General features: G+C 74.4%; 27 protein-coding genes and 1 riboswitch. Of the genes, 11 read left to right on the top strand and 16 right to left on the bottom strand.

Annotated features, from left to right (window positions below; all coding sequences use genetic code 11):
• The 5 genes from IF73_RS0133770 to IF73_RS0133790 all read right to left on the bottom strand — a co-directional run.
• On the bottom strand, nucleotides 1-939 hold a 939-nt coding region (locus IF73_RS0133770; protein WP_031014553.1), incomplete at its 3' end, for an ABC transporter ATP-binding protein.
• Nucleotides 936-2078: an energy-coupling factor transporter transmembrane component T gene (locus tag IF73_RS0133775; protein WP_031014555.1), complete on the bottom strand. Its 1143-nt coding sequence runs from the start codon at nucleotides 2076-2078 to the stop codon at nucleotides 936-938. The genes IF73_RS0133775 and IF73_RS0133770, both read right to left, overlap by 4 nt.
• The gene (locus tag IF73_RS0133780) at nucleotides 2075-2749 is read right to left on the bottom strand and encodes an SCO2322 family protein (RefSeq protein ID WP_031014557.1); all 675 of its coding nucleotides are present in this window, start codon (nucleotides 2747-2749) and stop codon (nucleotides 2075-2077) included. Before IF73_RS0133780 ends, IF73_RS0133775 begins: the two co-directional genes overlap by 4 nt.
• Nucleotides 2746-4005 (bottom strand): prenyltransferase/squalene oxidase repeat-containing protein, encoded by a 1260-nt coding sequence (locus IF73_RS0133785; protein ID WP_199806772.1) that lies wholly within the window; start codon nucleotides 4003-4005, stop codon nucleotides 2746-2748. The genes IF73_RS0133780 and IF73_RS0133785 overlap by 4 nt, the downstream gene beginning before the upstream one ends.
• Nucleotides 4006-4080: 75 nt before the next feature.
• Nucleotides 4081-4218, bottom strand: a riboswitch (cobalamin riboswitch).
• Nucleotides 4219-4244: 26 nt separating this feature from the next.
• The gene (locus IF73_RS0133790; RefSeq protein ID WP_031014561.1) at nucleotides 4245-5294 is read right to left on the bottom strand and encodes an MBL fold metallo-hydrolase; all 1050 of its coding nucleotides are present in this window, start codon (nucleotides 5292-5294) and stop codon (nucleotides 4245-4247) included.
• A gap of 295 nt (nucleotides 5295-5589) precedes the next feature.
• Between IF73_RS0133790 and IF73_RS0133795 the strand changes: the two genes are divergently transcribed.
• The 3 genes from IF73_RS0133795 (at nucleotide 5590) to IF73_RS0133805 (ending at nucleotide 7929) form a co-directional block, all read left to right on the top strand.
• Nucleotides 5590-6075: a hypothetical protein gene (locus tag IF73_RS0133795; protein ID WP_158822227.1), complete on the top strand. Its 486-nt coding sequence runs from the start codon at nucleotides 5590-5592 to the stop codon at nucleotides 6073-6075.
• A gap of 160 nt (nucleotides 6076-6235) precedes the next feature.
• Nucleotides 6236-7696, top strand: coding sequence for an aldehyde dehydrogenase (locus IF73_RS0133800; protein WP_031014565.1), 1461 nt, complete (start codon nucleotides 6236-6238; stop codon nucleotides 7694-7696).
• Nucleotides 7696-7929 carry a ferredoxin gene (locus IF73_RS0133805; RefSeq protein ID WP_031014566.1) on the top strand — a complete coding sequence of 78 codons (234 nt, stop codon included), beginning with the start codon at nucleotides 7696-7698 and terminating at the stop codon, nucleotides 7927-7929. Before IF73_RS0133800 ends, IF73_RS0133805 begins: the two co-directional genes overlap by 1 nt.
• 25 nt (nucleotides 7930-7954) lie before the next feature.
• Here the strand turns inward: IF73_RS0133805 and IF73_RS0133810 are convergent, their stop codons facing one another.
• Complete coding sequence (locus tag IF73_RS0133810) at nucleotides 7955-8590, bottom strand: TetR family transcriptional regulator (RefSeq protein WP_037881343.1); 636 nt, start codon at nucleotides 8588-8590, stop codon at nucleotides 7955-7957.
• A 239-nt stretch (nucleotides 8591-8829) separates the two neighbouring features.
• On the opposite strand from IF73_RS0133810, the gene IF73_RS0133815 reads away from it, so the two are divergent.
• The 4 genes from IF73_RS0133815 to IF73_RS0133830 all read left to right on the top strand — a co-directional run bounded on the left by IF73_RS0133815 (nucleotide 8830) and on the right by IF73_RS0133830 (nucleotide 12763).
• Nucleotides 8830-10143 (top strand): glycosyltransferase family 4 protein, encoded by a 1314-nt coding sequence (locus IF73_RS0133815; RefSeq protein ID WP_031014571.1) that lies wholly within the window; start codon nucleotides 8830-8832, stop codon nucleotides 10141-10143.
• A gap of 130 nt (nucleotides 10144-10273) precedes the next feature.
• Nucleotides 10274-11008 (top strand): class I SAM-dependent methyltransferase, encoded by a 735-nt coding sequence (locus tag IF73_RS0133820; protein ID WP_031014572.1) that lies wholly within the window; start codon nucleotides 10274-10276, stop codon nucleotides 11006-11008.
• Nucleotides 11005-12096, top strand: a complete 1092-nt coding sequence (locus IF73_RS0133825; RefSeq protein ID WP_031014574.1) for a prenyltransferase — start codon at nucleotides 11005-11007, stop codon at nucleotides 12094-12096. The genes IF73_RS0133820 and IF73_RS0133825 overlap by 4 nt, the downstream gene beginning before the upstream one ends.
• A 112-nt stretch (nucleotides 12097-12208) precedes the next feature.
• Nucleotides 12209-12763 carry a hypothetical protein gene (locus IF73_RS0133830; RefSeq protein WP_031014576.1) on the top strand — a complete coding sequence of 185 codons (555 nt, stop codon included), beginning with the start codon at nucleotides 12209-12211 and terminating at the stop codon, nucleotides 12761-12763.
• A gap of 4 nt (nucleotides 12764-12767) precedes the next feature.
• Here IF73_RS0133830 and IF73_RS0133835 read toward each other — a convergent pair whose 3' ends face one another.
• A complete protein-coding gene (locus IF73_RS0133835) occupies nucleotides 12768-13889 on the bottom strand; it encodes an alkene reductase (RefSeq protein ID WP_031014579.1) in 1122 nt (373 codons plus the stop codon).
• A gap of 66 nt (nucleotides 13890-13955) precedes the next feature.
• On the opposite strand from IF73_RS0133835, the gene IF73_RS0133840 reads away from it, so the two are divergent.
• A complete protein-coding gene (locus IF73_RS0133840; protein WP_031014581.1) occupies nucleotides 13956-14336 on the top strand; it encodes a MerR family transcriptional regulator in 381 nt (126 codons plus the stop codon).
• Here the strand turns inward: IF73_RS0133840 and IF73_RS0133845 are convergent.
• The 3 genes from IF73_RS0133845 to IF73_RS0133855 form a co-directional block, all read right to left on the bottom strand.
• Nucleotides 14333-15343 (bottom strand): LLM class F420-dependent oxidoreductase, encoded by a 1011-nt coding sequence (locus IF73_RS0133845; RefSeq protein WP_031014584.1) that lies wholly within the window; start codon nucleotides 15341-15343, stop codon nucleotides 14333-14335. The two genes, IF73_RS0133840 and IF73_RS0133845, sit on opposite strands and share 4 nt — an antisense overlap.
• Before the next feature lie 113 nt (nucleotides 15344-15456).
• On the bottom strand, nucleotides 15457-16287 hold the full coding sequence (locus tag IF73_RS0133850; protein WP_031014586.1) for a DUF5336 domain-containing protein: 831 nt from the start codon (nucleotides 16285-16287) through the stop codon (nucleotides 15457-15459).
• 100 nt (nucleotides 16288-16387) lie between these two features.
• Nucleotides 16388-17284 (bottom strand): N-acetylmuramoyl-L-alanine amidase, encoded by an 897-nt coding sequence (locus tag IF73_RS0133855; protein ID WP_031014588.1) that lies wholly within the window; start codon nucleotides 17282-17284, stop codon nucleotides 16388-16390.
• Between the two features lie 160 nt (nucleotides 17285-17444).
• Here IF73_RS0133855 and IF73_RS41295 point away from each other — a divergent pair, with 160 nt between their 5' ends.
• The gene (locus IF73_RS41295) at nucleotides 17445-19616 is read left to right on the top strand and encodes a hypothetical protein (protein WP_234338419.1); all 2172 of its coding nucleotides are present in this window, start codon (nucleotides 17445-17447) and stop codon (nucleotides 19614-19616) included.
• A 7-nt stretch (nucleotides 19617-19623) separates the two neighbouring features.
• On the opposite strand, the gene IF73_RS0133865 is transcribed toward IF73_RS41295, so the two are convergent.
• On the bottom strand, nucleotides 19624-20214 hold the full coding sequence (locus IF73_RS0133865) for a TetR/AcrR family transcriptional regulator (RefSeq protein ID WP_031014592.1): 591 nt from the start codon (nucleotides 20212-20214) through the stop codon (nucleotides 19624-19626).
• A 120-nt stretch (nucleotides 20215-20334) separates the two neighbouring features.
• Here IF73_RS0133865 and IF73_RS0133870 point away from each other — a divergent pair, with 120 nt between their 5' ends.
• Nucleotides 20335-20979, top strand: coding sequence for a dihydrofolate reductase family protein (locus IF73_RS0133870; RefSeq protein ID WP_031014595.1), 645 nt, complete (start codon nucleotides 20335-20337; stop codon nucleotides 20977-20979).
• Between the two features lie 15 nt (nucleotides 20980-20994).
• Here IF73_RS0133870 and IF73_RS0133875 read toward each other — a convergent pair whose 3' ends face one another.
• The 4 genes from IF73_RS0133875 to IF73_RS0133890 all read right to left on the bottom strand — a co-directional run bounded on the left by IF73_RS0133875 (nucleotide 20995) and on the right by IF73_RS0133890 (nucleotide 23793).
• Entirely contained in the window at nucleotides 20995-21627 is a 633-nt protein-coding gene (locus IF73_RS0133875) for a class I SAM-dependent methyltransferase (RefSeq protein ID WP_031014597.1), read from the bottom strand.
• A gap of 103 nt (nucleotides 21628-21730) precedes the next feature.
• Nucleotides 21731-22591 (bottom strand): hypothetical protein, encoded by an 861-nt coding sequence (locus IF73_RS0133880; RefSeq protein ID WP_199806773.1) that lies wholly within the window; start codon nucleotides 22589-22591, stop codon nucleotides 21731-21733.
• A gap of 26 nt (nucleotides 22592-22617) precedes the next feature.
• Nucleotides 22618-23226, bottom strand: a complete 609-nt coding sequence (locus tag IF73_RS0133885; RefSeq protein WP_031014600.1) for a DUF1349 domain-containing protein — start codon at nucleotides 23224-23226, stop codon at nucleotides 22618-22620.
• 162 nt (nucleotides 23227-23388) lie between these two features.
• Nucleotides 23389-23793 (bottom strand): DUF4259 domain-containing protein, encoded by a 405-nt coding sequence (locus tag IF73_RS0133890; RefSeq protein ID WP_031014603.1) that lies wholly within the window; start codon nucleotides 23791-23793, stop codon nucleotides 23389-23391.
• A gap of 120 nt (nucleotides 23794-23913) precedes the next feature.
• On the opposite strand from IF73_RS0133890, the gene IF73_RS42670 reads away from it, so the two are divergent.
• Nucleotides 23914-24045 (top strand): hypothetical protein, encoded by a 132-nt coding sequence (locus IF73_RS42670; RefSeq protein ID WP_267883604.1) that lies wholly within the window; start codon nucleotides 23914-23916, stop codon nucleotides 24043-24045.
• A 174-nt stretch (nucleotides 24046-24219) separates the two neighbouring features.
• Here IF73_RS42670 and IF73_RS0133900 read toward each other — a convergent pair.
• A partial coding sequence (locus IF73_RS0133900) for an ABC transporter permease (RefSeq protein ID WP_031014605.1) occupies nucleotides 24220-24934 on the bottom strand: 715 nt, incomplete at its 5' end.

A 24934-nucleotide genomic window follows, 5' to 3' on the forward strand; every position in this document is an offset into this window, starting at 1 on the left:
GGCGGGGCGGGTGCGGCGGCGCCGGAAGAGGGAGGTTCCCCGGCGCCGCCCCTTCCCGTCATCGGGGGCTCCGCCCCCGGACTCCCGCGCCTCGACCGCCGGTGGGGCTGGATGCGGGCGCGGCGGCGCGTCCCGCCCCGCCAGCCGCTCCTTCAGCTCGCCCGCCCGCCTCCGCGCGTCCCGGACCGTCAGCGGCAGCGGGTCCCAGCCCGCGGCCCGACCCAGGGCGACGACCGGCGGGTGCACCGGCGAGACGGCCATGATCTCGGCGGGGGTGCCGAGGACCGCCTCCGGCAGCAGCAGGACGCGGTCGGCGTACTGGACGACCCGCTCCAGGCGGTGCTCCGCCATGAGGACCGTCGTGCCGAGGTCGTGGACGAGCCGCTGGAGCACCGCCAGGACGTCCTCCGCCGCCGACGGGTCGAGCGCGGAGGTCGGCTCGTCGAGGACGAGGACCTTGGGGTGGGTGGTCAGGACGGAGCCGATCGCCACCCGCTGCTGCTGCCCGCCGGAGAGGGTCGCGAGGGGCCGGTCGCGGAGGTCGGCGAGGCCCAGCAGGTCCAGGGTCTCCTCGACGCGCCGCCGCATCACCGCCGGGGCGAGGCCCAGGGACTCCATGCCGTAGGCGAGCTCGTCCTCGACGGTGTCGGTGACGAAGTGGCCGAGCGGGTCCTGCCCGACCGTGCCGACAAGGTCGGCCAGCTCGCGCGGGTGGTGGGTACGGGTGTCCCGGCCGTCCACGGTGACCCGGCCCCGCAGCGTCCCGCCGGTGAAGTGGGGGACGAGCCCGGAGACCGCGCCGAGGAGGGTGGACTTGCCGACGCCGGACGGGCCGACGAGGAGGACCAGCTCGCCCTCGGGGATCGTGAGGTCGACGTCCCGAAGGGTGGGGCCGGCGGCGTCCTCGTACGTCACGGAGACGTTGTCGAAGCGGATCACGCGGACGACCCTTCGGCGGCAGGCGGTACGGGGGCGATGAGGGCGGGCAGCAGGCCGGGCAGGACCGACAGGGCCGGCCACAGCGGCAGCTCCGGCGCGACGAGCGGCACGACGCCCGGGTGGAGGGCCTCCGGCGCGTACGCGTTGGCGCGGATCATGAGGACGGCCACGGTGACGCCGGACGCGGCGACCAGCCAGGACCGGGGGCCGAAGCGGTCCGGCCGGTAGCGGGTGCGGACGCTCCGCCGGCCGCCGAGCCGCAGCCCCGCGACGGCCGCGAGGAGCCCGGCGGCGAACAGCGGCAGCCCGTATCCGGCGCCCTGGGCCGCGAGCAGCCCGTACGAGCCGGCGCAGACGCCGAGCAGCCCGCCGAGGGTGAGGACGTCGGTGGTGCGGCGGACGGCCGGCGGGACCTGGGCGGTGCGCCCGTACCCGCGCGCGTCCATCGACGCGGCGACGGCGACGGACCGTTCGAGGGCGCCCTCCAGGACGGGCAGGCCGATCTGGAGGACCGCCCGTACCCCGCCGGTGGGCCGGCCGCGCAGCCGCCGGGCGGTGCGGAGCCGGACGACGTCGGCGACCAGGTTCGGCGCGAAGGTCATCGCCACGACGACCGCGACACCGGCCTCGTACAGCGCCCCGGGCAGCGACTTCAGCAGCCGCGCCGGGTTGGCGAGCGCGTTGGCCGCGCCGACGCAGATCAGCAGGGCGGCCAGCTTGAGCCCGTCGTACAGGGCGAAGACCAGCTGCTCGGCGGTGACCCGGCCGCCGATCCGGATGCCCTGCGCCCACGCCGGCAGCGGCAGCTCGGGCAGGACGAACAGCTCGTGCGCGCCCGGGATCGGGGAGCCCAGCACCACCGAGAAGACGATCCGCAGGGCGACGACGAACAGGCCGAGCTTGACGAAGGCCCCGTACGAGCGGGCCCAGGGCGCGTCCGTACGGCGCGCGGCCACCACGTATCCGGCGACGCCGACGATCAGCCCGAGCAGCAGCGGGTTGGTGGTCCGGGAGGCGGCGACGGCGAGCCCGAGGGCCCACAGCCACCAGGCGCCCGGGTGCAGCGCGTTGCCCCGGTCCGCCACGGGCGCGAGGAGGCGCCCCGGCAGGCCGGGGGTGACGGACGGGGCCTGGCTCATGCGCGTCGGCGGGACTTCCAGACGGCGGCGGCGCCGAGGGCGAGGACGGCTCCGCCGCCGACGAGGAGGCCGGCCGACGGGCCGCCGTCGGAGGGCTCGGCGGCCCGGGGGGCGGCCTTCGGGGCGGTGGACGCGGGGGAGGCGCCGGAGTCGGCGACCGCCTCGCCGCAGCCCTGCCGCGGATAGCCCGCGATGCCGCAGAGCATCGCGGAGCTGTCGTAGCGGAGCGGCTTGGCGACGGCCGCGAGGGCGTCCGCGGCGGTGGCGTTCTCGGCGACACGTGCGCAGCCGGTCGTCGGCTCGTCCTTCGGCGGGGTCTCCCCGGCGGGCGCGTCCTGCGCGGTGCCGAAGTCGACGACGACGGCGATCCGCTTCGTCCCGGCGCTTCGCTCCACGCCGCCGCAGAGGGCGGCGAAGTCGGGTGCGGCGGTCGGCTTCGCCGCGTCGGCGGAGTCCTCGCTCAGCGCGAAGCGGAAACCGACGGCGGCGCCGTCGGCGGGCCGGGCGGTCGCCGGGCCCTGGTGGGCGTAGCTCCACTTCCCGGCGTCGGCCTCCCAGTACGACCAGTACCGGTAGCCGGCCGCCTGGGCGGGGGCCGCCGCGCCGAGGGCGAGCAGCAGCCCGGCGGCGCCGCACGCCAGCGCGCCGGAAGCCTTCCTGGGGAGGGTCACTTCTTGCGGCCGCTCAGGAGGAAGCCGATGCCGACGCCGACGACCATGCCGATGCCGATGATCCACCAGACGTCGAAGCCGAGGAACGAGTCGTCCTCCTCGTCCTCGGTGGAGGCGGCGGAGGTGTCGGGGGTCTTGGGCGTCGGGCCGGTCGCGTTCAGCGCCTCGACCAGGTCGACCTTGCCGAACTCGCGCGGGTCGGCCTCCATCGCGCGCGCGGCCAGGATGAGCTGCGCGTAGGCGGCGGGGCCGGACTGCTTCGCCCACGGGCCGGCGTTCTGCTCCAGCCACTGGAGGGCGGGCTCGGCGAGCCGGGCGGTGCCGGCGGCGGCGAGGGCGACGACCGCGTCGGCGGTGTTGCCGAAGTCCGGCTTCGGCTCGGCGTCGGTGGCGCCCGGCAGCGGCGGGGTGGTCAGGTGACCGGTCTGTCCGATCGACTTGGCGAGGTAGGAGGCGCCGTTGAGGGCGGCCCGCTCGACGGTCGGCTCGGAGAGGTCGACGCAGGTCGGGGCCTGCGGCGGGGTGGCCTTCACGGCCGTGATGCCCTTGCCGAGCCCGGCGAGGGTGGCGGCGGCGGTCGCGTCCGCGTTGGCGAGCAGCTTGCCCGTCTTGTCCGGCTGGTACGCGAAGGCGCCCGGGCCCTCGTCGTCGGAGCAGGGCAGCGCGAGCGCGAGCAGCGCGTCGTAGGGGGTGCGGCCCTGGGCCGAGGTGTACGAGCCGGGCTTGACGCCCGACGCGGCGAGGGCGCTGACGACGATCGAGGTCGAGTTGGCGTCGCTGGGGCCGCCGGGGGTGTAGCTCCAGCCGCCGTCCTTGTTCTGCACGCCGCGCAGCCAGCCGTAGCCGGACTTGACCGCGGTGTCGATCTTCGTCGGGTCGGCGGCCTCGCGGCGGACCGCGCCGAGCGCCTGGAGGGCGACGGCGGTGGCGTTGGAGTCCCGCATCGTCTTGTCGTCGCAGGGCTTCGTGGTGTCCGCGCGGTAGGAGGCGAAGGAGCCGTCCGCGCACTGCTGGCCGAGCAGCCAGTCCACCGCCTGGTCGGCCGGCTGGTAGCCGCTGGCGCGCTGGGCGAGGAAGGCGAGCGACTGGCGCCAGACGCCGTCGTAGGTGGGGTCGCCCTTGCCGTACAGACCGGGCGGGAGCGCGGCGGCGGAAGCGCTCGGCGAGGGGGCGGCGGCGGCCGTGCCGGTCGCGGCGGTGCTGAGCACGGCTGCCGCTGCGGTGAGCGCGGCGGCGGCGCGGCGGACGCTGATCATGGTTGCCTCTCGTGCGGGCACCGGACACCGGCGCCCCTGAGGGCCCGCGTCCGGCGCCGTATTCCTCGACGGTGCCGGCGCTCACGTCCCAGAGGCAGGGCGTTCCGGCTCCGTGCCTCGGGGCACGTCACGGTTGCGGGTCAGCGCCGGAGTCGCACCGGCTTTCCCCTGCTCGGGCATGAAGACGACCGGGCCACTGTACCGGCCCGTACGGCCCTGTCCCCGGGGTGCGAGCCGCGTCACACCGCCACGTACGCCACCGGCTCCGTCCCGGTCACGGCCTCCGCGCGGCCCAGCTTCACCAGGCGGCGGATGTGGGCCTCGGCCTCGCTGACGGCGATGTTGCGGGAGCCGTAGGGGATGTGGTCCCAGGGCCGGTTCCACTCCATGCGCTCGGCGAGCTGCCAGGGGGTGAGCGGGGTGGTGAGGAGGGCGAGGAGGCCGGCGAGCCGGTCCTCGTGGTGGTCGAGGAGTTCGCGGACGCGCCCGGCGGCGTCGGGGAAGGCGTGCTGGTGGGCGGGGAGGACCTCGGCGACGCCGAGCCGGCCGATCCGCTCCAAGGAGTCGAGGTAGTCGCCGAGGGGATCGGTCACAGTCGCATCGTCGGGGTCCTCGTAGAGGCCGATGTGCGGGGAGATCCCGGGGAGGAGGTGGTCGCCGGAGAAGAGCCGGCCGTGGCCGGGGAGCCCGGCGGGATGCTCCTCCTCCAGGTGGAGGCAGACATGGCCGGGGGTGTGGCCGGGCGTCCAGACGGCGCGGAGCCGGCGTCCGGCGAGGTCGAGGAGCTCGCCGGGGACGATCTCCCAGTCGGGGAGGGCCGCGCCGAGGCCGGGCAGGGTGCGCATCCGGCCCCCGGAGCGGGCGGCGCGCAGCGGCGCGAGGTGTTCCTCGGGGGCGCCGGCGGCGGTGAGCTTGCGGGCGAGGTAGTCGAGCCAGGCGGCGGGGTCGGAGTCGCGGGTGCGGCGGACGACGGCGGTGTCGGCGGCGTGCATGGCGATCCAGGCACCGGACTCCTCCCGCACCCGGCCGGACAGCCCGTGGTGGTCGGGGTGGTGGTGGGTGATGACGATGCCGTGGATCTCGCTCACCCCGATCCCCAACGCCCGCAGTCCGTCGGTGAGTTCGGTCCAGGAGTCGGGGTCGTCCCAGCCGGTGTCGACGAGGACCGGGCCGCGGTCGGTGTCGAGGACGTGGACGAGGGTGTGCCCCAGCGGGTTGTCCGGGATGGGCACCCGCAGCGACCAGACGCCACCGCCGTGCTCGGTCACCCGGTCGTTCGCCTGCCTCATGAGCACCCTCGTCTCCGCGCGGCGGTAAGGCCGTTGCTCACTATAACGGCAACTGACGCACCGTCAGAGACTTGGTGCGGACCGTCCTCGAATCACCCATCGCAGTGACGGAGGGTGAGATTTTCCGCCCCTGATGGAGCAATATGCGGATAAACGATCACGTGCCGTGACAGAGATGTCCCGTGGCTCGCTCCGGGGCTCCGGCGCTCCGGCGCCGGTCGGCCGCGGCTCTCGTCAGCCTCGTCCCCCGCCCCACCCGCAGCCCCATCCGTCATCCACACCCCACGGAGACTTCATGCGTCGCGCTTTCGCCACAGCCCTCATGACGGCGGCGGTCACCGTCGCCGGCATGGCCACGGCCACGGCCCAGAGCCCCCACTTCATCGGCGAGGTCACCTGCACCAAGTCGATCACCACCGGTCTCAGCTGCAGCGGCAAGGCGGCCGGCCTGGGCAGCAGCCCGACCGCCGCCTTCCTCACGGCGTCCTCGATCGACGCCGAGTACGTGTGCGTCAACCGCGGCGGCAACGTCGCGCCCGGCCAGGGCGTCGAGTTCCAGCAGGTGGTCGGCCCGGTCCAGCAGATCGCCCCCCGCAACGGCCAGATCACGTTCAGGGACGTGCGGATCCCCGTGCCGGAGTCCCCCTCCGCGCGGGACGTGTGTCCCAACGGGAACTGGAGGGTGCAGCTGCTGCACCTGACGTTCAACGACGTCACGCTGCACATCCAGCAGAACGGCGTGGACATCCTCACCCGGGACCTCGGCGACATCGACCCGTGATCCGGCCGCGCGGCCTGCCGGAGGGCCTCCCCGCGCGGGGGAGGCCCTCCGGCCCGTCCGGCCCGTGCCGGAGCCTGGCGTACTGGAACTAGAACTGGTATCAGTTCTGAGGCACAGTCAGATTACGTCGGGTACCGCGTGGTTCGGGAGGCGTCCGGTCATGACCGAGCTTGTGGAGCACGGAAAGCTGTTCATCGGCGGGGAGTTGACCGATCCGCTCGGGGACGCCTCCATCGAGGTGATCTCGCCGCACACCGAGGAGGTCATCGGCCGGGTCCCGCACGCCTCGCGCGCCGACGTCGACCGGGCCGTCGCGGCCGCTCGGCGGGCCTTCGACGAGGGCCCCTGGCCGCGGACGAGCCTGGAGGAGCGGATCGAGGTCGTCTCCCGGATCAAGGACGCCGTCGCCGTCCGGCACGAGGAGCTGGCCCGCTCGATCAGCTCCCAGAACGGCTCCCCGTACTCCTGGTCCGTCCTCGCCCAGGCGCTCGGCGCGATGATGGTGTGGGACGCGGCGATCACCGTCGCCCGCGACTTCGTCTTCGAGGAGCGGCGTGGCGGCGTCCTCGGCCCGCTGCTCGTGCGGCGCGAGCCGGTCGGCGTGGTCGCCGCGGTGGTGCCGTGGAACGTGCCGCAGTTCACCGCCGCCGCCAAACTGGGCCCGGCGCTGCTCGCCGGCTGCACGGCGGTCCTCAAGCCCTCGCCGGAGTCGCCGCTCGACTCGTACCTCCTCGGCGAGATCGCCGCCGAGGCCGGGCTGCCCGAGGGCGTCCTCTCGATCCTGCCCGCCGACCGGGAGGTCAGCGAGTACCTGGTCGGGCACCCGGGCGTCGACAAGGTCTCCTTCACCGGCTCGGTCGCGGCCGGCAAGCGCGTGATGGAGGTCGCCTCCCGCCACCTCACCCGCGTCACCCTCGAACTCGGCGGCAAGTCCGCGGCGGTGATCCTCCCGGACGCCGACGTGGCCACCGCCGTCGCCGGGATCGTCCCGGCCGCCTGGATGAACAACGGGCAGGCGTGCGTCGCCCAGACCCGGATCCTCGCCCCGCGCTCCCGGTACGAGGAGATCGCCGAGGCGCTGGCCGCCGCGGCCTCCGCGCTGGTCGTCGGCGACCCGCTCGACCCGGCCACCCAGGTCGGCCCGCTCGTCGCCCGCCGCCAGCAGCAGCGCTCCCTCGACTACATCGGCATCGGCCAGCAGGAGGGCGCCAAGATCCTCGCGGGCGGCGGTCGTCCGGACGGCCTCGACCGGGGCTGGTACGTCGAGCCGACCCTCTTCGGCGACGTCGACAACGCGATGCGGATCGCCCGCGAGGAGATCTTCGGCCCGGTCATCTGCCTGCTGCCGTACGGCGACGAGGCCGAGGCCCTGCGGATCGCGAACGACTCCGAGTACGGCCTCAGCGGCAGCGTCTGGACCGGCGACGTCGAGCACGGCATCGACTTCGCCCGCCAGGTCCGCACCGGCACCTTCAACGTCAACACCTTCAGCCTCGACATGCTCGGCCCCTTCGGCGGCTACAAGAACTCCGGCCTGGGCCGCGAGTTCGGCCCCGAGGGCCTGGGCGCGTACCTGGAGCACAAGATGATCCACCTGCCGGCCGGCCACGGGGGGCACTGATGGGCGACCGCTGGCACCTGGAGGTCGACCGGGGCGTCTGCATCGGCTCCGGCATGTGCGTCACCCACGCCCCCGACGGCTTCCGCCTCGACACCGCCCGCCAGTCCCACCCGGTGACCCCGGAGACCGACGCGGGCGAACGCATCCTCGCGGCGGCGGAGGGCTGCCCGGTGGAGGCCATCCTCATCACCCTCGCCGACGGCGGCGACCCGGTCTACCCGCCGGAGGAGTAGCCCGGCGCCGCCCGGCCCGGGCCCGTCAGCGGGCGGCGCCCGCCCGGGCCGGGGCCGTCAGGTCGATCAGGCGGCAGACCGTCTCGATGTCGATCTTCACCTGGGCGATCGAGGCGCGGCCCGACAGCCAGGTGATGAGCGCCGAGTGCCAGGTGTGCTCGATGACGCGGACCGCCGACAGCTGCTCCGGCGTCGGCTGCTCCGCGCCCATCGCGTCCAGGATGATCGCCGTCGTGAGCCGCGAGACCGTGTCCACCTCGGGGCTCACGCTGCGGTCGGCGAAGGTCAGCGCCCTGACCATCGCGTCGGCGAGCTGCGGCTCGCGCTGGAGCGCCCGGAAGGTCCGCATCAGGGTCTCCGCGACCCGCTCCGCCGGGGCGGCACCCGCCGGGGGCCGCTTCCGGAGCGTGGTGTGCAGGTGCTGGAGCTGGTCCTGCATGGTCGCGACGAGCAGGTGGATCTTGGACGGGAAGTAGCGGTACAGCGTGCCGAGGGCGACGCCGGCCGCCTCCGCGACCTCCCGCATCTGCACCGCGTCGAAACCGCCCCGGGCGGCGAGCTGGGCGCTGGCGTCCAGGATGCGCCGCCGCCGGGCCTCCTGGCGTTCCGTCAGCGGCGGCGTGGCGGAGGGGCGGTGGTCCGCTCTGCTCTCTGCGGTCATCGGGGTCCCGTTCCGTGCGGTGGGGAGCGCCAGTATGGCGGAGGACGGCCGTGGCGCGAACCTCCGCGACCGGGTGGTGCGAATCACCTGTTCCGGTGCTCACACGGCAGCTACCTGCCGGTAGATTCGGTGCCTCCCGGAGGTCCGGGACGCGCCGAGAACGATCAAGTCTGTAACTTGTTCTACATTAGCGCGAGCGGTTACGCTCGCGCGAAACGCACGCTCGAAGGGGGTCGCGCATGACCGCTGAGGCCATAGAGGCAAGCCCCCGGCAGGGCGCCGCCCCGTCCGGTGACGGTCCGTTGCGGATCGCTCTCCTCACGTACAAGGGGAACCCGTTCTGCGGCGGCCAGGGCGTCTACGTCCGCCACCTCTCCCGCGAACTGGCCCGGCTGGGCCACACCGTCGAGGTCTTCGGCTCGCAGCCCTACCCGGTCCTCGACGAGGGCGTCACGCTCAGCGAGATCGCCAGCCTCGACCTCTACCGCCAGCCCGACCCCTTCCGGACGCCGAAGCGCGAGGAGTACCGGGACTGGATCGACGCGCTGGAGGTCGCCACCATGTGGACCGGCGGCTTCCCCGAGCCGCTGACCTTCTCGCTGCGCGCCCGCCGCACCCTCGCCGCCCGCCGCGGCGACTTCGACGTGGTCCACGACAACCAGACCCTCGGGTACGGGCTCCTCGGCGGCCCCCGCGCGCTCGGCGCCCCGCTCGTCACCACGATCCACCACCCCATCACCGTCGACCGGCAGCTCGAACTCGACGCCGCCGCCGACTGGAAGCGCCGCGCCTCCGTCCGCCGCTGGTACGGCTTCACCCGCATGCAGAAGCGGGTCGCCCGCCGGCTGCCCTCCGTCCTCACCGTCTCCGGCACCTCCCGCGACGAGATCGTCGAGCACCTCGGCGTCCGCGAGGACCGCATCCAGGTCGTGCACATCGGCGCCGACACCGAGCTGTGGTCCCCGGACCCGTCGGTCGCCGAGGTCCCCGGCCGGATCGTCACCACCTCCAGCGCCGACGTCCCCCTCAAGGGCCTCGTCTTCCTCGTCGAGGCGCTCGCCAAGCTGCGCACCGAGCGGCCCGACGCGCACCTCGTCGTCGTCGGCAAGCGCGCCGAGGACGGGCCGGTCGCCCAGGCGATCGAGCGGTACGGGCTCGAGGGCGCCGTCCGGTTCGTCAAGGGCATCAGCGACGCGGAGCTCGTCGACCTGTACCGGTCCGCCGAAGTGGCCTGCGTGCCCTCGCTGTACGAGGGCTTCTCGCTGCCCGCGGCCGAGGGCATGGCCACGGGGACGCCGCTGGTCGCCACGACCGGCGGGGCGATCCCGGAGGTCGCCGGGCCCGACGGGGAGACGTGCCTCGCCGTGCCGACCGGTGACGCGGGGGCCTTGGCGGCCGCGCTGGGCCGGGTGCTCGGTGACGCGGAGCTGCGGGCGCGGCTCGGGTCCGCGGGGCGGGCGCGGGTGCTGGAGCGGTTCACCTGGGCCAGGGCCGCCCAGGGGACGGCGGAGCTGTACCGCGAGGCCCTGGAGCGCCAGGGCGCCCGCCGGTGACACCTCGCCTCGTTCGCCGGGTGCGGCCCGGTGGGTGGGTCGTGCCCACCCGTTCCTCCCCCGAGGACCTCGTCCAGGGGGGACCCCCGTGCGGAACGCCTGCCCACAACTACCCCGAAAGGCAGACCTCGTGCTGACCGTCGACTTCACCCGCTTCCCGCTCGCCCCCGGCGACCGTGTGCTCGATCTGGGCTGCGGTGCGGGGCGGCACGCCTTCGAGTGTTACCGGCGCGGTGCGCAGGTCGTGGCGCTCGACCAGAACGGCGAGGAGATCCGCGAGGTCGCCAAGTGGTTCGCCGCCATGAAGGAGGCCGGCGAGGCCCCCGCCGGGGCGACCGCGACCGCGATGGAGGGCGACGCGCTCAACCTGCCCTTCCCCGACGAGTCCTTCGACGTCGTCATCATCTCCGAGGTCATGGAGCACATCCCGGACGACAAGGGCGTGCTCGCCGAGATGGTCCGCGTCCTGAAGCCCGGCGGGCGGATCGCGATCACCGTCCCCCGGTACGGCCCCGAGAAGATCTGCTGGGCGCTCTCGGACGAGTACCACGAGGTCGAGGGCGGCCACATCCGGATCTACAAGGCGGACGAGCTGCTCGCCAAGATCCGCCAGGCCGGCCTCAAGCCGTACGGCACCCACCACGCGCACGCCCTGCACTCGCCGTACTGGTGGCTGAAGTGCGCCTTCGGCGTCGACAACGACAAGGCGCTGCCGGTCCGCGCCTACCACAAGCTCCTGGTCTGGGACATCATGAAGAAGCCCGCCCTGACCCGGGTCGCCGAGCAGCTGCTCAACCCGGTCGTCGGCAAGAGCTTCGTCGCGTACGCCACCAAGCCCCACCTCCCGAAGGCCGACGCCCGGTGACGTCTCCCGAGCGGATAGCGGAGCACCTCGTCCTGCCCGGCGTCCTCACCGCCGAGCAGGCCGCCGGCACCGTCGCCGGGATCCTCGCCGGGCAGCGCGAGGACGGCGCCATCCCGTGGTTCCGCGGTCACCACCTCGACCCCTGGGACCACACCGAGGCCGCCATGGCCCTGGACGCGGCCGGCGAGCACGAGGCCGCCGCCCGCGCCTACGCCTGGCTCGCCCGGCACCAGAACGCCGACGGCTCCTGGTACGCGGCCTACCGGGACGGCGACCCGGAGGACGTCACCGACCGCGGCAAGGAGTCCAACTTCACCGCGTACATCGCCGTCGGCGTCTGGCACCACTACCTGTCGACCGGCGACGACGCCTTCCTCGACCGGATGTGGCCGGTCGTCTACGCGGCGGTCGAGTTCGTCCTCCGGCTCCAGCAGCCCGGCGGCCAGATCGGCTGGAAGCGCGACCCCGACGGCACCCCCGTCGCCGACGCCCTCCTCACCGGCTCCTCCTCCATCCACCACGCCCTGCGCTGCGCCCTCGCGCTCGCCGAGGCCCGCGAGGAGCCGCAGCCGGACTGGGAGCTGGCGGCCGGCTCCCTGGCCCACGCGATCCGGCGCCACCCCGAGCGGTTCCTCGACAAGTCCCGCTACTCGATGGACTGGTACTACCCGGTCCTCGGCGGCGCCGTCACCGGCGCCGAGGCGAAGGCCCGGCTCGACGCGCGCTGGGACGACTTCGTGGTCCCCGGCCTCGGCGTCCGCTGCGTCGTCCCCAACCCGTGGGTGACCGGCGGCGAGAGCTGCGAACTCGCCCTCGCCCTCTGGGCGGCGGGGGAGTCCGACCGGGCCCTCACGATCCTCCAGGACATCGGCCACCTGCGGGCGCCCAGCGGCCTGTACTGGACGGGGTACGTGTACGAGGGCGCGGACGGCGGCGAGCCGGCCGTCTGGCCCGAGGAGCAGACCACCTGGACGGCGGGCTCCCTCCTCCTCGCGGTCGCGGCCCTCGGCGGCGAACAGGCCACCGTCGCCGTCTTCGGCGGCGAGACCCTGCCCAGGGGCCTCTCCCCGGACTGCTGCGGGGACTGACCCCCGGACCCCCTTTCGCGGGGGCGGCGGCGCACCCGGACGGGTCGCCCGGATGGCGGCCCGCCGGGGGGCGGGTGAGGCTGGCGGGACCAGTCCCCAGGGAGGTTCCGCTGTGCCCAGAAGCCTGTCCCGCGGCGTCGCCGCGCTGCTGCTGTCCTGCGCGCTGCTGCTCACCACCGCCGCGTGCGGGAGCGACACCACGCAGAGTCTGTCGACGGGGGCGGTCGCGTCCCCGTCCGCGTCGAGCACCTTCGAGCAGCAGAAGCTGGCCAAGACCCGGTTCGTCGCGAACGCCGGGCTCGCCGCCGGCGCCGCGTACCAGTGGATCGTGAAGCCGTACCGGGCGGGCAAGTTCAAGAAGGGCGCCGACGGGCGCACCTTCGCCCTCGTCAAGGCGGGTCTCGCGGGCGCGTTCACCTACAACCGGCTCAAGGCGGCGGTGAACAACGCCAAGGGCGACCCGCTGCTCTCCAAGGCGGTGGCCCCGCTCTCCGCCGGCATCGAGTCCCTGAAGGAGCTGGGCATCAAGCTCCGCAAGGGCGAGGTCGACGCGGCGGACGTCGGCGGCCTGGAGGGCGTCGTCAACGGCATCAAGGACGCCGGCAGGTCCGCCGGGGCCGAGGTCGTCGACAAGGTCCCCTCGGCCTCCCAGCTCAGCGGCGGCTGACCGGTCAGACGGCGGCCGGGGCGGCGGTCCCGGCCAGCGTCGGGTAGTCGTTGTAGCCGGCCTCGTCGCCCGAGTACATCCAGTTCGTCTCCCGGAGCGGGTTGAGCGGCGCGCCGAGGCGCAGCCGCTCGACCAGGTCCGGGTTGGCCAGGAACGCCCGGCCCAGCGAGATCAGGTCCGCCCCGGCGTCGAGCAGCCGCTCGCCCGCGGCCTTCCCGCCGTCGGCCGGGAGGGGCCCGCCGAAGCCGAGCACCGGGTTGGCGATCAGCGTGTGCGGCCAGGCGGCGCGGATCCGCCGGTACAGCGGCTGCCCGGGGTCGGCGAAGATCACGTGCAGATAGACCGGGTCCAGGGCGGCGAGGGCGGGGACGAGCGCCGCGTAGATCTCGTTCGTGTCGCCCTCCTCGACGCCGTTCACGGTGACCCCGGGCGAGATGCGGACGCCGACCCGGTCGGCGCCGATCGCGTCGACGACGGCCCGGACGACCTCGACCGCGAACCGGACGCGGTGCTCCACCGGCCCCCCGTACCCGTCCGTCCGCCGGTTGGTGTTCTTCGCCAGGAACTGGTGGAGCAGATGCCCGTTGGCGGCGTGCACCTCGACCCCCTCGAAGCCCGCGTCGACGGCCCGGCGCGCGGCGGCTGCGAAGTCGGCGACGGTCTCCCGGATGTCGTCCGCCGTCATCTCGCGCGGCACCACGGCCTCCTGCCGGCCGCTCGGCGTGTGGATGGTCTCCGGCAGCGCGACCGGCGAGGGCGCGACGGGCCGGTGCCCGCTGTTGTCGGGGTGGCCGACCCGGCCGCCGTGCTGGAGCTGGAGGAACATCCGCCCGCCCCCGGCCCGTACCGCGTCGGTGACCGCGCGCCAGCCCGCCACCTGGGCGTCGGTGTGGATGCCCGGGATGTTCGGGTAGGTCTGGCCGACCGCGTTCGGGGTGGTCCCCTCGGCGATGATCAGGCCCGCGGTGGCCCGCTGGGCGTAGTGGGTGACCATGAGGGGCCGGGGGACGCCGTCGGCGCCGGCCCGGTTGCGGGTCAGCGGCGGCATCACCAGCCGGTTGGGCAGGGCGAGCGGGCCGAGGGAGGTGGACTCGAAGAGGCGGGAGGAAGCCGTCGTGTGCGTCATGCGGGTACCGTAGGAGTTGACACCAGTGTCAGGTTCAAGTCCCTTCTCCCGGAGGCGAGGCGGCGGATGCGCATCGGTGAACTGGCCCGGCGCAGCGGCGTCAGCGAGCGTTCGCTGCGCTACTACGAGACGCAGGACCTGCTGCGGTCCGAGCGCACCCCGGGCGGCCAGCGGCAGTACGGCGAGTGGGCGGTGGACCGGGTCATCCGCATCCAGGCGCTGTACGCGGCGGGCCTGAACAGCCGCAAGATCGCCCACCTGCTGCCCTGCATGCGCGACGCGGACGGCGCCCCCAGCGAGATCGCCACCTCGCAGCTGGTCGACGAGCTGTCCGCCGAGCGGACCCGCATCGACGCGCTCATCGCCGACCTGGTCCGCTCGCGCGCCATCCTGGACGAGGTCATCGAGACGGCCTCCACCGTCGCCCGCGACCGGGCCCGCGACTAGCCGTTCAGCTCCGCCAGGGTCCGCAGGGTGTCCAGGTCCGGGGCCGTGACCAGCAGGTCCGTCACCGGGCCGGTGCGCCACCGCTGGAGCCGTTCCGCGATCCGCTCGCGCGGGCCGACCAGGGAGATCTCGTCGGCGAAGGCGTCCGGGACGGCGAGGACGGCCTCCTCCCGGCGGCCCTCGGTGAAGAGGTCCTGGATGTGCCGGGCCTCTGCCCCGTACCCCATGCGGGCCATCAGGTCGGCGTGGAAGTTGCGGGTCGCGTGCCCCATGCCGCCGATGTAGAAGCCCAGCATCGCCTTGACGGGCAGCAGGCCCTTCGGCACGTCGTCGCAGACCTGGGCGCGGACCATCGGCGCGACCCGGAAGCCGTCGGGGAGCCGGTCCGGCAGGGCGTACACCTCGCGGAAGCGGGCGGGCGACCAGTAGAGCGGCAGCCAGCCGTCGGCGATCTCCAGCGTCTGCGCGATGTTCCGCGGGCCCTCGGCGCCCAGCAGGACCGGGAGGTCGGGGCGGAGCGGGTGGGTGATCGGCCTGAGCGGCTTGCCGAGGCCGGTGCCGTCCTCGCCGGCGTACGGGAAGGAGTGGTGCCGTCCGTCGAGCCGCACCGGCGCCTCGCGGCGGAGCACCTGCCGGATCACGTCCACGTACTCGCGGGTGGCGGTCAGCGGGGAGCGGGGGAAGGGGCGTCCGTACCAGCCCTCCACCACCTGCGGGCCGGAGAGGCCCAGGCCGAGCCGCATCCGCCCGCCCGACAGGTGGTCCAGGGTGAGCGCGTGCATCGCCGTCGCGGTCGGGGTGCGGGCCGCCATCTGGGCCACCGCCGTGCCGAGTCCGATCCGGCTGGTGTGGGCGGCGATCCAGGTGAGGGCGGTGAAGGCGTCCGAGCCCCACGCCTCCGCCGTCCACACCGAGTCGTAGCCGAGCCGCTCCGCCTCGCGCGCGAGCTCCAGATGGGCGGGGGAGGGGCCGCGGCCCCAGTAGCCGAGCGCGAGTCCCAGGCGCATGACCGGGCTCTCCTTTCTGACGGATCGTCAGGTAGGTTCCCGGGGACTGTACGACAGCGGCCCCCCGACCGGAAGGACTTCCGGTCGGGGGGCCGCTGTCACGGCTCGCGCGATCAGCCGCGCTGGATGCCCGTGGCGTCCTGGAGGACACCGCGGCGCCCGTCCTGCGTCTGGGCGATCAGCGCCTGGCCGCGCTGCTCCACGGCCAGGTACCAGGTGCCGGGGGCCAGTTCGGCGATCTGCGCGCCGGAGCCGTCCTCCGCGTACAGCGGGCGGGCGACCGGCACGGCGAACCAGAACGGCGTGAAGTCCGAGCCGCCCTGCGGAGCGGCCTGCGGCTCCGGCTGCTGCGCGGCGGCCGGCTGCGGCTGCCCGAACGGCGTACCGCCCTGCGAGGCGTCGTGCGGCGCCGGGTAGGGCTGCTGCTGGCCCTGCTGGGCGCCCGGGTAGCCGTAACCGCCGGGAACGCCCTGCTGCGGCTGGCCGCCGTAGGTCTGCGGGGCGGCCGGACGCGGGGCGCCGACGAGCGGGGCCTTCAGCGCGGGGACCATCGGGGCGGCGACCGCGGCGGCGGCGGCGACGAGCGCGGCGATCACGCCGAGGATCAGGCCGGCGCCGGCGTTGGCGGACTCGAAGACCCACATGAGCGTGGTCCACGCGGAGGCGATGGTGAAGGCGGCGCCGACCTGGCCGAGGTCCAGGCCCAGGACCTTGCGGGGCTGCGGCAGGCCGTGGGAGAGGACGACGAGGGCCGCACCGGCGATGCCGAGGAAGAAGGAGCCCCAGCCGAGCGGGGAGTCCTCCCAGGCGTTCGCGAAGTCGATCTGGTCGCAGATCGCGGCCGGGCCGTCGCAGCCGGTGGTGTCGAGGAACGAGGCGATGAACAGCACCACCGCAGCACCGATCAGCACGCCATCGCCTCGGGTGAGGGAGCGGATATTCACGTAAGAAGTCCTTCGTCGGGTCGTCGTCGCGTCGGGCAGGCGCCGGTTCTTGGCACGGGGGCGGCCCCATCGTACGGAGCGAATCTATCGCTCGCCGGTTCTACCCCTGGAGGTAGGTCACGATGCCGTCGGCGATGCCCTGCGCCGCCTTCTGCCGCCACACCCCGGACGTCAGCAGTGCGGCGTCCTTCGGATCACGCATATTGCCGCATTCGACGAAGACCTTGGGCACCGTTGACAGATTGAGACCTCCGAGATCCGAACGGACGTCCAAACCGGTGCCGCCGCCGAGGTAGTTGGCGGGCGAGGTGCCGGTCGCCCGGCGGAAACCGGTCACGATCCCCTCGCCGAGCGCGCGCGAAGGAGCCACGATCGGGCCGGTGTCGGCGGCCCCCTCCCTCACCTTCGCGGGCACGATCACATGGAAGCCGCGGTGGCCGGCCGCCGAGCCGTCCGCGTGCACGGAGACGACGGCGTCGGCCTTCGCCGCGTTCCCGATCCGGGCCCGCTCGTCGATGCACGGCCCGAACGGCCGGTCCGCGTCGTGCGTCAGGACCACCTTCGCCCCCCGCGCCTCGAGCAGCTTGCGCAGCCGGTGCGAGACGTCGAGGGTGAACGCCGCCTCCGTGTACGCCGCCCTGCCGTCGGACGCGTTCGTCGAGGTCCCGGTGGTGTCGCACTCCTTGCGGGCGGTCCCGATGTCCACCTTCTCGTCGATCTCCCGGGAGTGCCGGAAGTTCCCCGGGTTGTGCCCCGGGTCGACGACGACGGTCCGCCCGGCGAGCGGACGCGCGGGGGCCGTCGTGGCCGCCGTGGCGGCCTGGGTACGGGTCGCGGCGGCGGGCGTCGTGGCCGCCGCGCCCGGCCCCTGGGTGCCCTCCGCGGCCTCGGAGGCGGCCCCGCACCCGGCCAGGGCGGCGGAGCAGACGAGGACCGCGAGGGCGGCGCGGGCGGGGGGAGCGGAGCGGGTCACGGGGTTCCTGTGGTCGTACGGCACCCCGCGACTCTAGGCCCTCCGGTGGCCGGAAACATGGACCGCATGTACCGGCTCGGTCACTGCGGCGCCAATCCGCTGGACGCGTGTGCGGGTCCGGTGAAGGGTAGGTGGAAGAAGCGGCGGTGGCGGGGTCACCGCGCCTGGACCACGAGGGGGAACCGTGGCGGGGGAAGAACCGAACGACGCACGACCGCGACGCGACGCGGAGACACCGCAGGACGCCCGACCGGCCCAGGCGGCCCCGGGCCCGGACCTGAGCAAGCCGCCGGCCGAAGGCTCCGGCGAGACGATCATGATGCGCCCCCGCAGGCCCGGGAGCGCCGACCCGGGCTCCACGCCCGCGGGCGCCTCCGGCGGCGGGGACACGAGCTCCGCCCCGGCGGGCGGCTTCGGCGCGCCCGGCGCCGGCGGTGGCCCCGGTTCCACGGCGGCTGACGCCGACGCGTTCGCCCCGGGGACGGGCTCCGGCACCGCGGGCGGCTTCGGGCCGCCCGGATCCGGCGGCGGTACGGACGCCTCCGCCACCGGCTCGTTCAGGCTTCCGGCACCGGCACCGGCACCGGCACCGGCTCCCGCGCCCTGGGAGGCGCCGCAGAACGGCGGGTCCCACGGCGCGGCGGGGACCACGGCCGCCGCCGCGGGGCCGGGCGCCACCTCCGGCGGCGGTTTCGGGCCGCCGACCGAGGGCTACGGCGGCAGCTATGGCGGCGGCTACGGGCCCGCGCCCGGGCAGGCCCCCGCGGCGGCGCCCGGGTGGGCCGGTGCCGGGACGCTCCCGCCGCCGCCCCCCGCCCCGCCGGGTGGCTCCGGCGGCGGCTCCGGCGGGGAGGCCCGGCCCCTCCAGGCCGCGCTGATCGCCCTGCTGAACCTCTCCTGCCTCGGTCTCGGCTACGTCGTGCTCCGCCAGTGGCTCTTCGCGGCCCTCTGCTGGGCCGCCACCGCCGGGCTCCTCCTGACGGCGCTCCCGGCGGACGCGGACGGCGTGCCGCAGGGCGTGCTGATCGGGTACGGCGTCTTCCTGCTGGCCGCCGCGGCCGACGGGGCCCGCCGGGGCCTGCGCGCCCGGATCGCCTTCGGCACCACGGTCCGCCGCCTGGCGCTGCCGCTCGCCGTCCTGCTGCTCGCCGCGCCCGTCGGCGGCGCCGTCGCCTGGGCGGGCGCCCACGAGGACGCCCGCGAGGAGGCCCGCCAGCAGGCCCTGCTGGCCCGGCTGGCCGACGCCGACGCGCTGGTGAAGAGCGGGGCGGGGACGGACTTCGCGACCGCCGAGCCGAGCTACCGCAGGGCGCTCACCACGTACCAGGAGCTGGCCCGGGACCACGCCGGCTCGCGCGCCGCCAAGCTCGTACCGGCCAGCCTCGACGCGTACTACAAGGCGGTCTCCGCCCCGTACGACGAGAAGAAGTACTGCGCGGCCGTCCTGCCGCTCAAGCACCTGCGGTCGCTGCCCGACACCGTCGACAAGGCGCTGCTCGGCGACCGCCCCGCCGGGACGGACGAGCCGCTGGCGCACTCGCTGTACGAGTGCGGCGCGGGCGCGCTCAGCGGCACCGCGACCGCGGCCGCCACGGACAACTTCAACGACCTGACCGCCACCTTCCCGCAGTCCCCGTACGTCGGGAAGGCGACGACCGCCGTCCGGGACGCGATCCGGGCCAAGGCCGCCGCGATCGGCGACACCTCGGTCGACCGGTGCGACACCACCGAGGAGCTGCGCGCCCTGCGGACGGTCGCGACCGGCGCCACGGGCCTCTCGCTGGCGGGCGCGCGGGCGGACGCGGACCGGGGGGTGCGCAAGGGCGTCTTCGCCTGCGGCACCGACCAGTTCGGGGACAAGGAGTTCACCGAGGCCGTCGAGACGATGAACCAGTACGTCAAGGACTACCCGGACGGCGAGTCGGTGGACCACGCCCGCTCGATCGCGATCGCCGCGCAGATCGCCGCAGAGGAGCCGGAGGCCGGCAAGAAGCTCCCGCCGGCGACGGTGCCGGGCGGCGCCCGGATGACCATGGTGGTCAGCAACGACGCCAACGACGCGGTCGAACTCCTCTACACCGGCCCGGTCACCGGCAAGATCACCCTGAAGGCGTGCGGCGGCTGCCGCAGCTACGAGCCGGTGGACACCCTCCGGCCCGGCTTCAAGCCGTGCTCCGGCCCGTCCTCGACGTACCCGAAGGTGACGATCCAGCTGCCCGCCGGCAAGTACCACCTGCTCCAGAAGCGGGCCGGGACGGGCTTCTCCACGGCCGGCGACACCAAGAGCAGCAAGGCGACCATCGAGCCCGGCTACTCGTACACCAACTGCCTCTACGTCACGAAGGGCCTGTACTGACGAGCCCCTACCCCACGTCCTGGCGGGCGAAGACGATCCGGTCCACGGCGGCCGCCACCAGCGCGTCGCGCTCCTCCTCCGAGAAGACGTCGGGGAGGGTCAGCTGCTCCACGACCAGCCAGTTCAGGGTGAGGACGAGCAGCTTGACGGCGGTGGCGTCGCCGGGGAGCCCGGACGCCTCGTGGAAGGTCACGTTCTGCTCGACGTCGGCCCGGACCCGCTCGGTGAGGATCGAGCGGAGCGCGGGCCGGCGAGTGGCCTCCAGGCGCAGTTCCAGCAGGGCGAGGTAGCCGGTGCGGAAGGCGGAGATCCGCCCGACCAGCTCCCGCATCAGCCGGGTGTAGGTCTCCTTGTCGTGGGGCGCGGTCCGGGTGCCCTCCATGGTCGCCTCGTCCGGCTGGAGCCGTTCGTAGACGCGCGCCCCGGCCTGGGTGAGCAGGTCGTCCCGGTTGGCGAAGTAGTTGGACGCGGTCCCGGTCGGCACCCCCGCCTCGGTGTCCACCGCCCGGAAGGTCAGCCCCCGGGCGCCTTCGCGGGCCAGCACCTCGATCGCGGCGTCCACCAGCGCCGTGCGCCGCTCCGGGTTCCGTCGGGCCATGGGGACCACTCCGTTCGTAGTACTACACCTGAACCCCTTCGCTAGGTTACGCGCCCCTGCGATGAGTTCGCGCCGCCCGGGCAGTCATCACTGCGCAACGACCGACCGAGGAGGAACCCCATGCCCCCGTTGTTGAAGGTCCAGAACTTCTTCGTCTCCGCCGACGGGATCGCCGCCGGCGAGGACCAGTCCCTGGAGCGGCCCTTCGGCCACGTCGACCCGACCCGCCTCTTCTCCTGGGCCGGGGCCACCGCGAGCTGGCCCACCCGCACCGACCCCGGCGGCAGCCGCGGCCTCGACGACTACCTGGTCCGGGACTTCCACCACAACATCGGCGCCGAGATCATGGGCCGCAACAAGTTCGGCCCGCAGCGCGGCCCCTGGCAGGACGAGGAGTGGAAGGGCTGGTGGGGCGAGGAGCCGCCGTTCCACACCCCGGTCTTCGTCCTCACCCACCACGAGCGCCCGTCCTTCACGCTCTCCGACACCACCTTCCACTTCCTCGACGCCGACCCCGCGACCGCCCTGGAGCGGGCGAAGGAGGCCGCCGAGGGGAAGGACGTCCGCCTCGGCGGCGGGGTGACGACGATCCGCGAGTTCCTGGACGCCGACCTCGTCGACACCCTCCACGTCGCCGTCGCCCCGGTGAAGCTGGGCAGCGGACTCAAGCTCTGGGACACGCCCGAGGAGCTGACCGACCGCTACCACCTGGACGTCGTCCCCAGCCCGAGCGGGGTCACCCACCACCTCTTCTGGCGCAGGTGACCCGCCCGGCCGGCCTCAGGCGACCCGCCGCAGCACCCGCAGCGAGTCCGTGACCGAGATCTCCTCGAAGTCGCCGGATTCCAGCGCCCGCAGATAGATCCGGTACGGCGCCTGGCCGCCGTCCGCCGGGTCCGGGAAGACGTCGTGGATGACGAGCAGGCCCCCGGGGGCGACCCGGGGGGCCCAGCCCTCGTAGTCGTTCGTGGCGTGCTCGTCCGTGTGCCCGCCGTCGATGAAGACGAGCCCCAGCTCCCCGCCCCAGACCTTCGCCACCTGCGGGCTGCGCCCGACCACCGCGATCACGTGCTCCTCCAGGCCCGCCTTCCGCAGCGTCCGCCGGAACGTCGGCAGCGTGTCCATCACACCCACCTCCGGGTCCACCACCGTCGGGTCGTGGTACTCCCACCCCGGCTGCTGCTCCTCGCTGCCCCGGTGGTGGTCCACGGTCACCGCGACCGTCCCCGCCGCCCGCGCCGCGTCCGCGAGCAGGATCGTCGAGCGCCCGCAGTACGTGCCCACCTCGAGCAGCGGCAGCCCCAGCTTCCCGGCCTCGGCCGCCGCCGCGTACAGGGCCAGGCCCTCCCCGACGGGCATGAACCCCTTCGCTGTCTCGAAGGCGGCGAGGATCTCGGCACGGGGCTCGGACATGGCGGGTCTCCTACTGGCGAGTAGTACGTCGTTACGGGCGCCCATCGTGCCCTACGCGTCGCACTCGAACCGTGCGGGGGAGGAGATCCCGTCGGGTCGACCGTCACGTCCGTCGCGCCGGTGGCCGGGAACCGGCGTCGCCGGTGGGGGAGAGGCGGAAGGTCCAGGTGTCGACCGTGTGGCGGGCCGGGTCGGCCGGGTGCGGTTCCGCGACGGTCGCGGTGAGTTCGGCGCCGTCCCACCGCAGGGTCCGTAGCGTCCGGGTGTCCGCGGGCGGCTTCAGTTCGGCGAGGACGGTCGTGCCGAGGTCCCGGCCGACCGCGCGGATCACGCCGCCGTCCAGGACGAGGACCGTCCCGTCCGGCAGGACGACCGGTCTCGGCGGCTGCGGGTCGCTCAGCCGGGGACCGGGGACGACGGTGCCGCCGGGCAGGAGCCGTACGACGCGGCCCCGGGTCGGGAGGCGCCGGTCCGCCTCCACGACGCGGACGCCGCTGCCGACGACGTAGTGCCCGTACGACGGCCAGTGATCCGTCTCGGCGCCGTCGCGGTCGTAGGCGCGGGTCTCGAAGATGCCGTAGCCCTCCAGGCCCAGCAGGAAGCGGCCGCCGCCGAGGGCCGCGCCGCGCTCGCCGCGCAGCTCGGCGACGAGCCGGCCGTCGGCCAGGTCGAGGAGGTACGCGGGGCCGAGGAAGCCCCACGGCGTGTACTCCAGGGAGTCCGTGGTCACGAGGACCCGGCCCCCGGAGACGTGGGCGGCGTTGGGGCGGCCGGCGAAGGTGTGGGTCCAGAGGGTACGGCCTTCGGCGCCGGTCACCCGGACCTCGCCGTCCCCGCCGTGGACGGCGAACCCGCCGGACCGGGCCAGGGGTTCGCCGGGGCTCAGGGCCCACTCGTACGGCGGCGGGCCCTCCGCCCGCCGATGCCCGACGGCCTTCGCGCGCCACGCCCCCATGCCCGTCATGGCGGGAGCGTACGCCCGCCGGGCCCTCACCGACCGTCGAACAGGTGGGCCAGGGGAGTCGCGGTGAGCCGGAGGCCGTCGAACCGGACCAGGCAGCCTTCGCCGACGGGCGACTGGGCGACGACACCGACCCGCACGGGCCCGTCCGCGCCGAGTGCGAACTGCCGCACCAGCAGCCAGCGTTCGCCGTCCTCGGACGAGTGGAAGGCGAAGCGGTCGCCGGTCCGGCTGATCCGCAGCCACAGCGCGTCCACGGCCGCCGGCGCGGCGACGGCGTCATCCGAACGCCCCCGGGTGACGACGGAGAAGACCCCGGCCGTCCCGTCGGGGGCCTGCTCGAAGGTGAGCTTGGCCCAGTGCTCGTCGCCGGCGTGGACGACCAGCGCCCCGGCGTCCCACGCGCCGGCGAACCCGACCCGTATCCGCGCGGCGAGCTGCCAGTCGCCGTCCGGCGGCACGGTCAGCGCGAGGGCGGCGTCGCGGCGTGCGGTGCCGTCCAGCGGATCGGTGAACAGGTCGGTGCGGGCGGCGGCGGTGACGGCCAGGACGTCGCCGTCGAGGGACCAGGAGGCGGGCGCGGTCACCCACGCCATGCCGAGCGGAAGCGCGGGACCGGAAGAGGCTGCGGCGTTCATCCCGCCATGATCGCGCCAGGCCGCCCCCGGAGCCGCCCCCCTGCCGAAGGATCCAACAACCCGCACAGAAGTCCATGGGGGTCCCCCGCAGAGGGTCTGTCCATCCAGGTGTACCGCATCACCCGCCTCCACCACGCCGCGGTCCGTACACCTGGCGGCGGCTCAGCCCCCCGCCAGCACCCCCCGCAGCCTCAGCACCCCCGCCTTCCACTCCTCGCCGTCCGACTCCTCCCACAGCTCCAGGAGTTCCGACGGCTCGGCGAGCACCCGGTCGAGCGCGGCGACGGCCTCCGCCCGCAGCTCCACCGGCAGGTCACCCAGCGGCTGCTTCGGCCCGTACGAGGTCGTCACCGCCTCCCCGCCCTCGCACTGCGCCGCCACCAGCGCGGCGGCCGCGATCGCCTCCGCCCCGAAGTCCGCGTCCAGGTAATCGTCCCCGGTCCCGGTCACCTCCCGGAACGCCGCGAGCAGCACGTCCGCCTTCTTCCCGTCGGCGGCCTCGTCCACCCGGTACGAGAAGTCGGCGGCGGTGTCGTTGTCGAACGGTCCGATGTCCCAGGTCCCCATGGCCGTTACGCCCTTTCACGATCGTGTCGTCCGGTCTGATCGCTATCGTGACAGGGCCCACTGACAACGCGAGGTGACGCCTACAAGGCCGAATGTCCCTCAGGCGACGTGGTCTTCCGGGTGGAGCAGCCGGAGAACGTCCAGGACCACCCCTTCGACCTCACCGCCGCCCTCCTCCCCGGCTACGTGTCGGCCGAGGCGGAGCGCGTCGGCTGCGGCCCGCTGCGGATCCGGGTCGGCGCGGAGGACTGAGGTTCAGTCGCCCCGCGCGCGTGCAGGTGCGTGTCGTCGCCGTCCGCGTACCGGCGCCGCTTCGGGCCGGACACCGCCGCAGACGCCGACGGGGCGGCGTGCTCCGGCGTGGTGCCGGAACAGGCCGCCCCGGGAGGGGGACGCGGCGGGTGCCGGGGGTGGCCGGCACGGCGGTTACTTCGGGTCCTTGTTGAAGGTCTTCGTCGACCAGACGTAGCCGAGGACGGCCAGGCCGACGCACCAGGCCACCGCGAGCCAGCCGTTGTGGCCGATCTCGGTGCCGAGGAGCAGACCGCGGAGGGTCTCGATGGCGGGGGTGAAGGGCTGGTATTCGGCGATCGGCTGGAACCAGCCCGGCATCTGGGCGACCGGGACGAAGGTGCTGGAGATCAGCGGCAGGAAGATCAGCGGCAGGGCGTTGTTGGACGCGGCCTCCGCGTTGGGGGAGACCAGGCCCATGCCGACGGCGATCCAGGTGAGCGCCGTGGCGAACAGGACGAGCAGGCCGAAGGCGGCCAGCCACTCCAGGGCCGTGGCGTCCGTCGAGCGGAAGCCGATCGCCACGCCCACCGCGCCGACGAGGACGACGCTCGCCACCGACTGGAGGACGCTGCCGACCACGTGCCCGACGAGGACCGACGGGCGGTGGATCGCCATGGTGCGGAAGCGGGCGATGATGCCCTCGCTCATGTCGTTGGAGACGGAGACCGCCGTGCCGATCACGGTGGAGCCGATCGTCATGAGCAGCAGGCCGGGGACGAGGTAGGCGACGTACGCCGAGCGGTCCGCTCCGCCCATGCCGGCGCTCATCACGTCGCCGAAGATGTAGACGAAGAGCAGGAGCAGCATCACCGGTGTGAGCAGCAGGTTCAGCGTGAGGGAGGGGTAG

This window comes from Streptomyces sp. NRRL F-5727, assembly GCF_000719555.1.
GTDB lineage: Bacteria > Actinomycetota > Actinomycetes > Streptomycetales > Streptomycetaceae > Streptomyces.

Excerpts from the sequence above, each read along its gene's own strand:
- IF73_RS0133775 (WP_031014555.1), bottom strand. The coding sequence starts at position 2,078 with ATGAGCCAGGCCCCGTCCGTCACCCCCGGCCTGCCGGGGCGCCTCCTC.
- IF73_RS0133785 (WP_199806772.1), bottom strand. The coding sequence starts at position 4,005 with ATGATCAGCGTCCGCCGCGCCGCCGCCGCGCTCACCGCAGCGGCAGCC.
- IF73_RS0133790 (WP_031014561.1), bottom strand. The coding sequence starts at position 5,294 with ATGAGGCAGGCGAACGACCGGGTGACCGAGCACGGCGGTGGCGTCTGG.
- IF73_RS0133795 (WP_158822227.1), top strand. The coding sequence starts at position 5,590 with ATGCGTCGCGCTTTCGCCACAGCCCTCATGACGGCGGCGGTCACCGTC.
- IF73_RS0133800 (WP_031014565.1), top strand. The coding sequence starts at position 6,236 with ATGACCGAGCTTGTGGAGCACGGAAAGCTGTTCATCGGCGGGGAGTTG.
- IF73_RS0133805 (WP_031014566.1), top strand. The coding sequence starts at position 7,696 with ATGGGCGACCGCTGGCACCTGGAGGTCGACCGGGGCGTCTGCATCGGC.
- IF73_RS0133810 (WP_037881343.1), bottom strand. The coding sequence starts at position 8,590 with ATGACCGCAGAGAGCAGAGCGGACCACCGCCCCTCCGCCACGCCGCCG.
- IF73_RS0133815 (WP_031014571.1), top strand. The coding sequence starts at position 8,830 with ATGACCGCTGAGGCCATAGAGGCAAGCCCCCGGCAGGGCGCCGCCCCG.
- IF73_RS0133835 (WP_031014579.1), bottom strand. The coding sequence starts at position 13,889 with ATGACGCACACGACGGCTTCCTCCCGCCTCTTCGAGTCCACCTCCCTC.
- IF73_RS0133840 (WP_031014581.1), top strand. The coding sequence starts at position 13,956 with ATGCGCATCGGTGAACTGGCCCGGCGCAGCGGCGTCAGCGAGCGTTCG.
- IF73_RS0133845 (WP_031014584.1), bottom strand. The coding sequence starts at position 15,343 with ATGCGCCTGGGACTCGCGCTCGGCTACTGGGGCCGCGGCCCCTCCCCC.
- IF73_RS0133865 (WP_031014592.1), bottom strand. The coding sequence starts at position 20,214 with ATGGCCCGACGGAACCCGGAGCGGCGCACGGCGCTGGTGGACGCCGCG.
- IF73_RS0133870 (WP_031014595.1), top strand. The coding sequence starts at position 20,335 with ATGCCCCCGTTGTTGAAGGTCCAGAACTTCTTCGTCTCCGCCGACGGG.
- IF73_RS0133875 (WP_031014597.1), bottom strand. The coding sequence starts at position 21,627 with ATGTCCGAGCCCCGTGCCGAGATCCTCGCCGCCTTCGAGACAGCGAAG.
- IF73_RS0133880 (WP_199806773.1), bottom strand. The coding sequence starts at position 22,591 with ATGACGGGCATGGGGGCGTGGCGCGCGAAGGCCGTCGGGCATCGGCGG.
- IF73_RS0133885 (WP_031014600.1), bottom strand. The coding sequence starts at position 23,226 with ATGAACGCCGCAGCCTCTTCCGGTCCCGCGCTTCCGCTCGGCATGGCG.
- IF73_RS0133890 (WP_031014603.1), bottom strand. The coding sequence starts at position 23,793 with ATGGGGACCTGGGACATCGGACCGTTCGACAACGACACCGCCGCCGAC.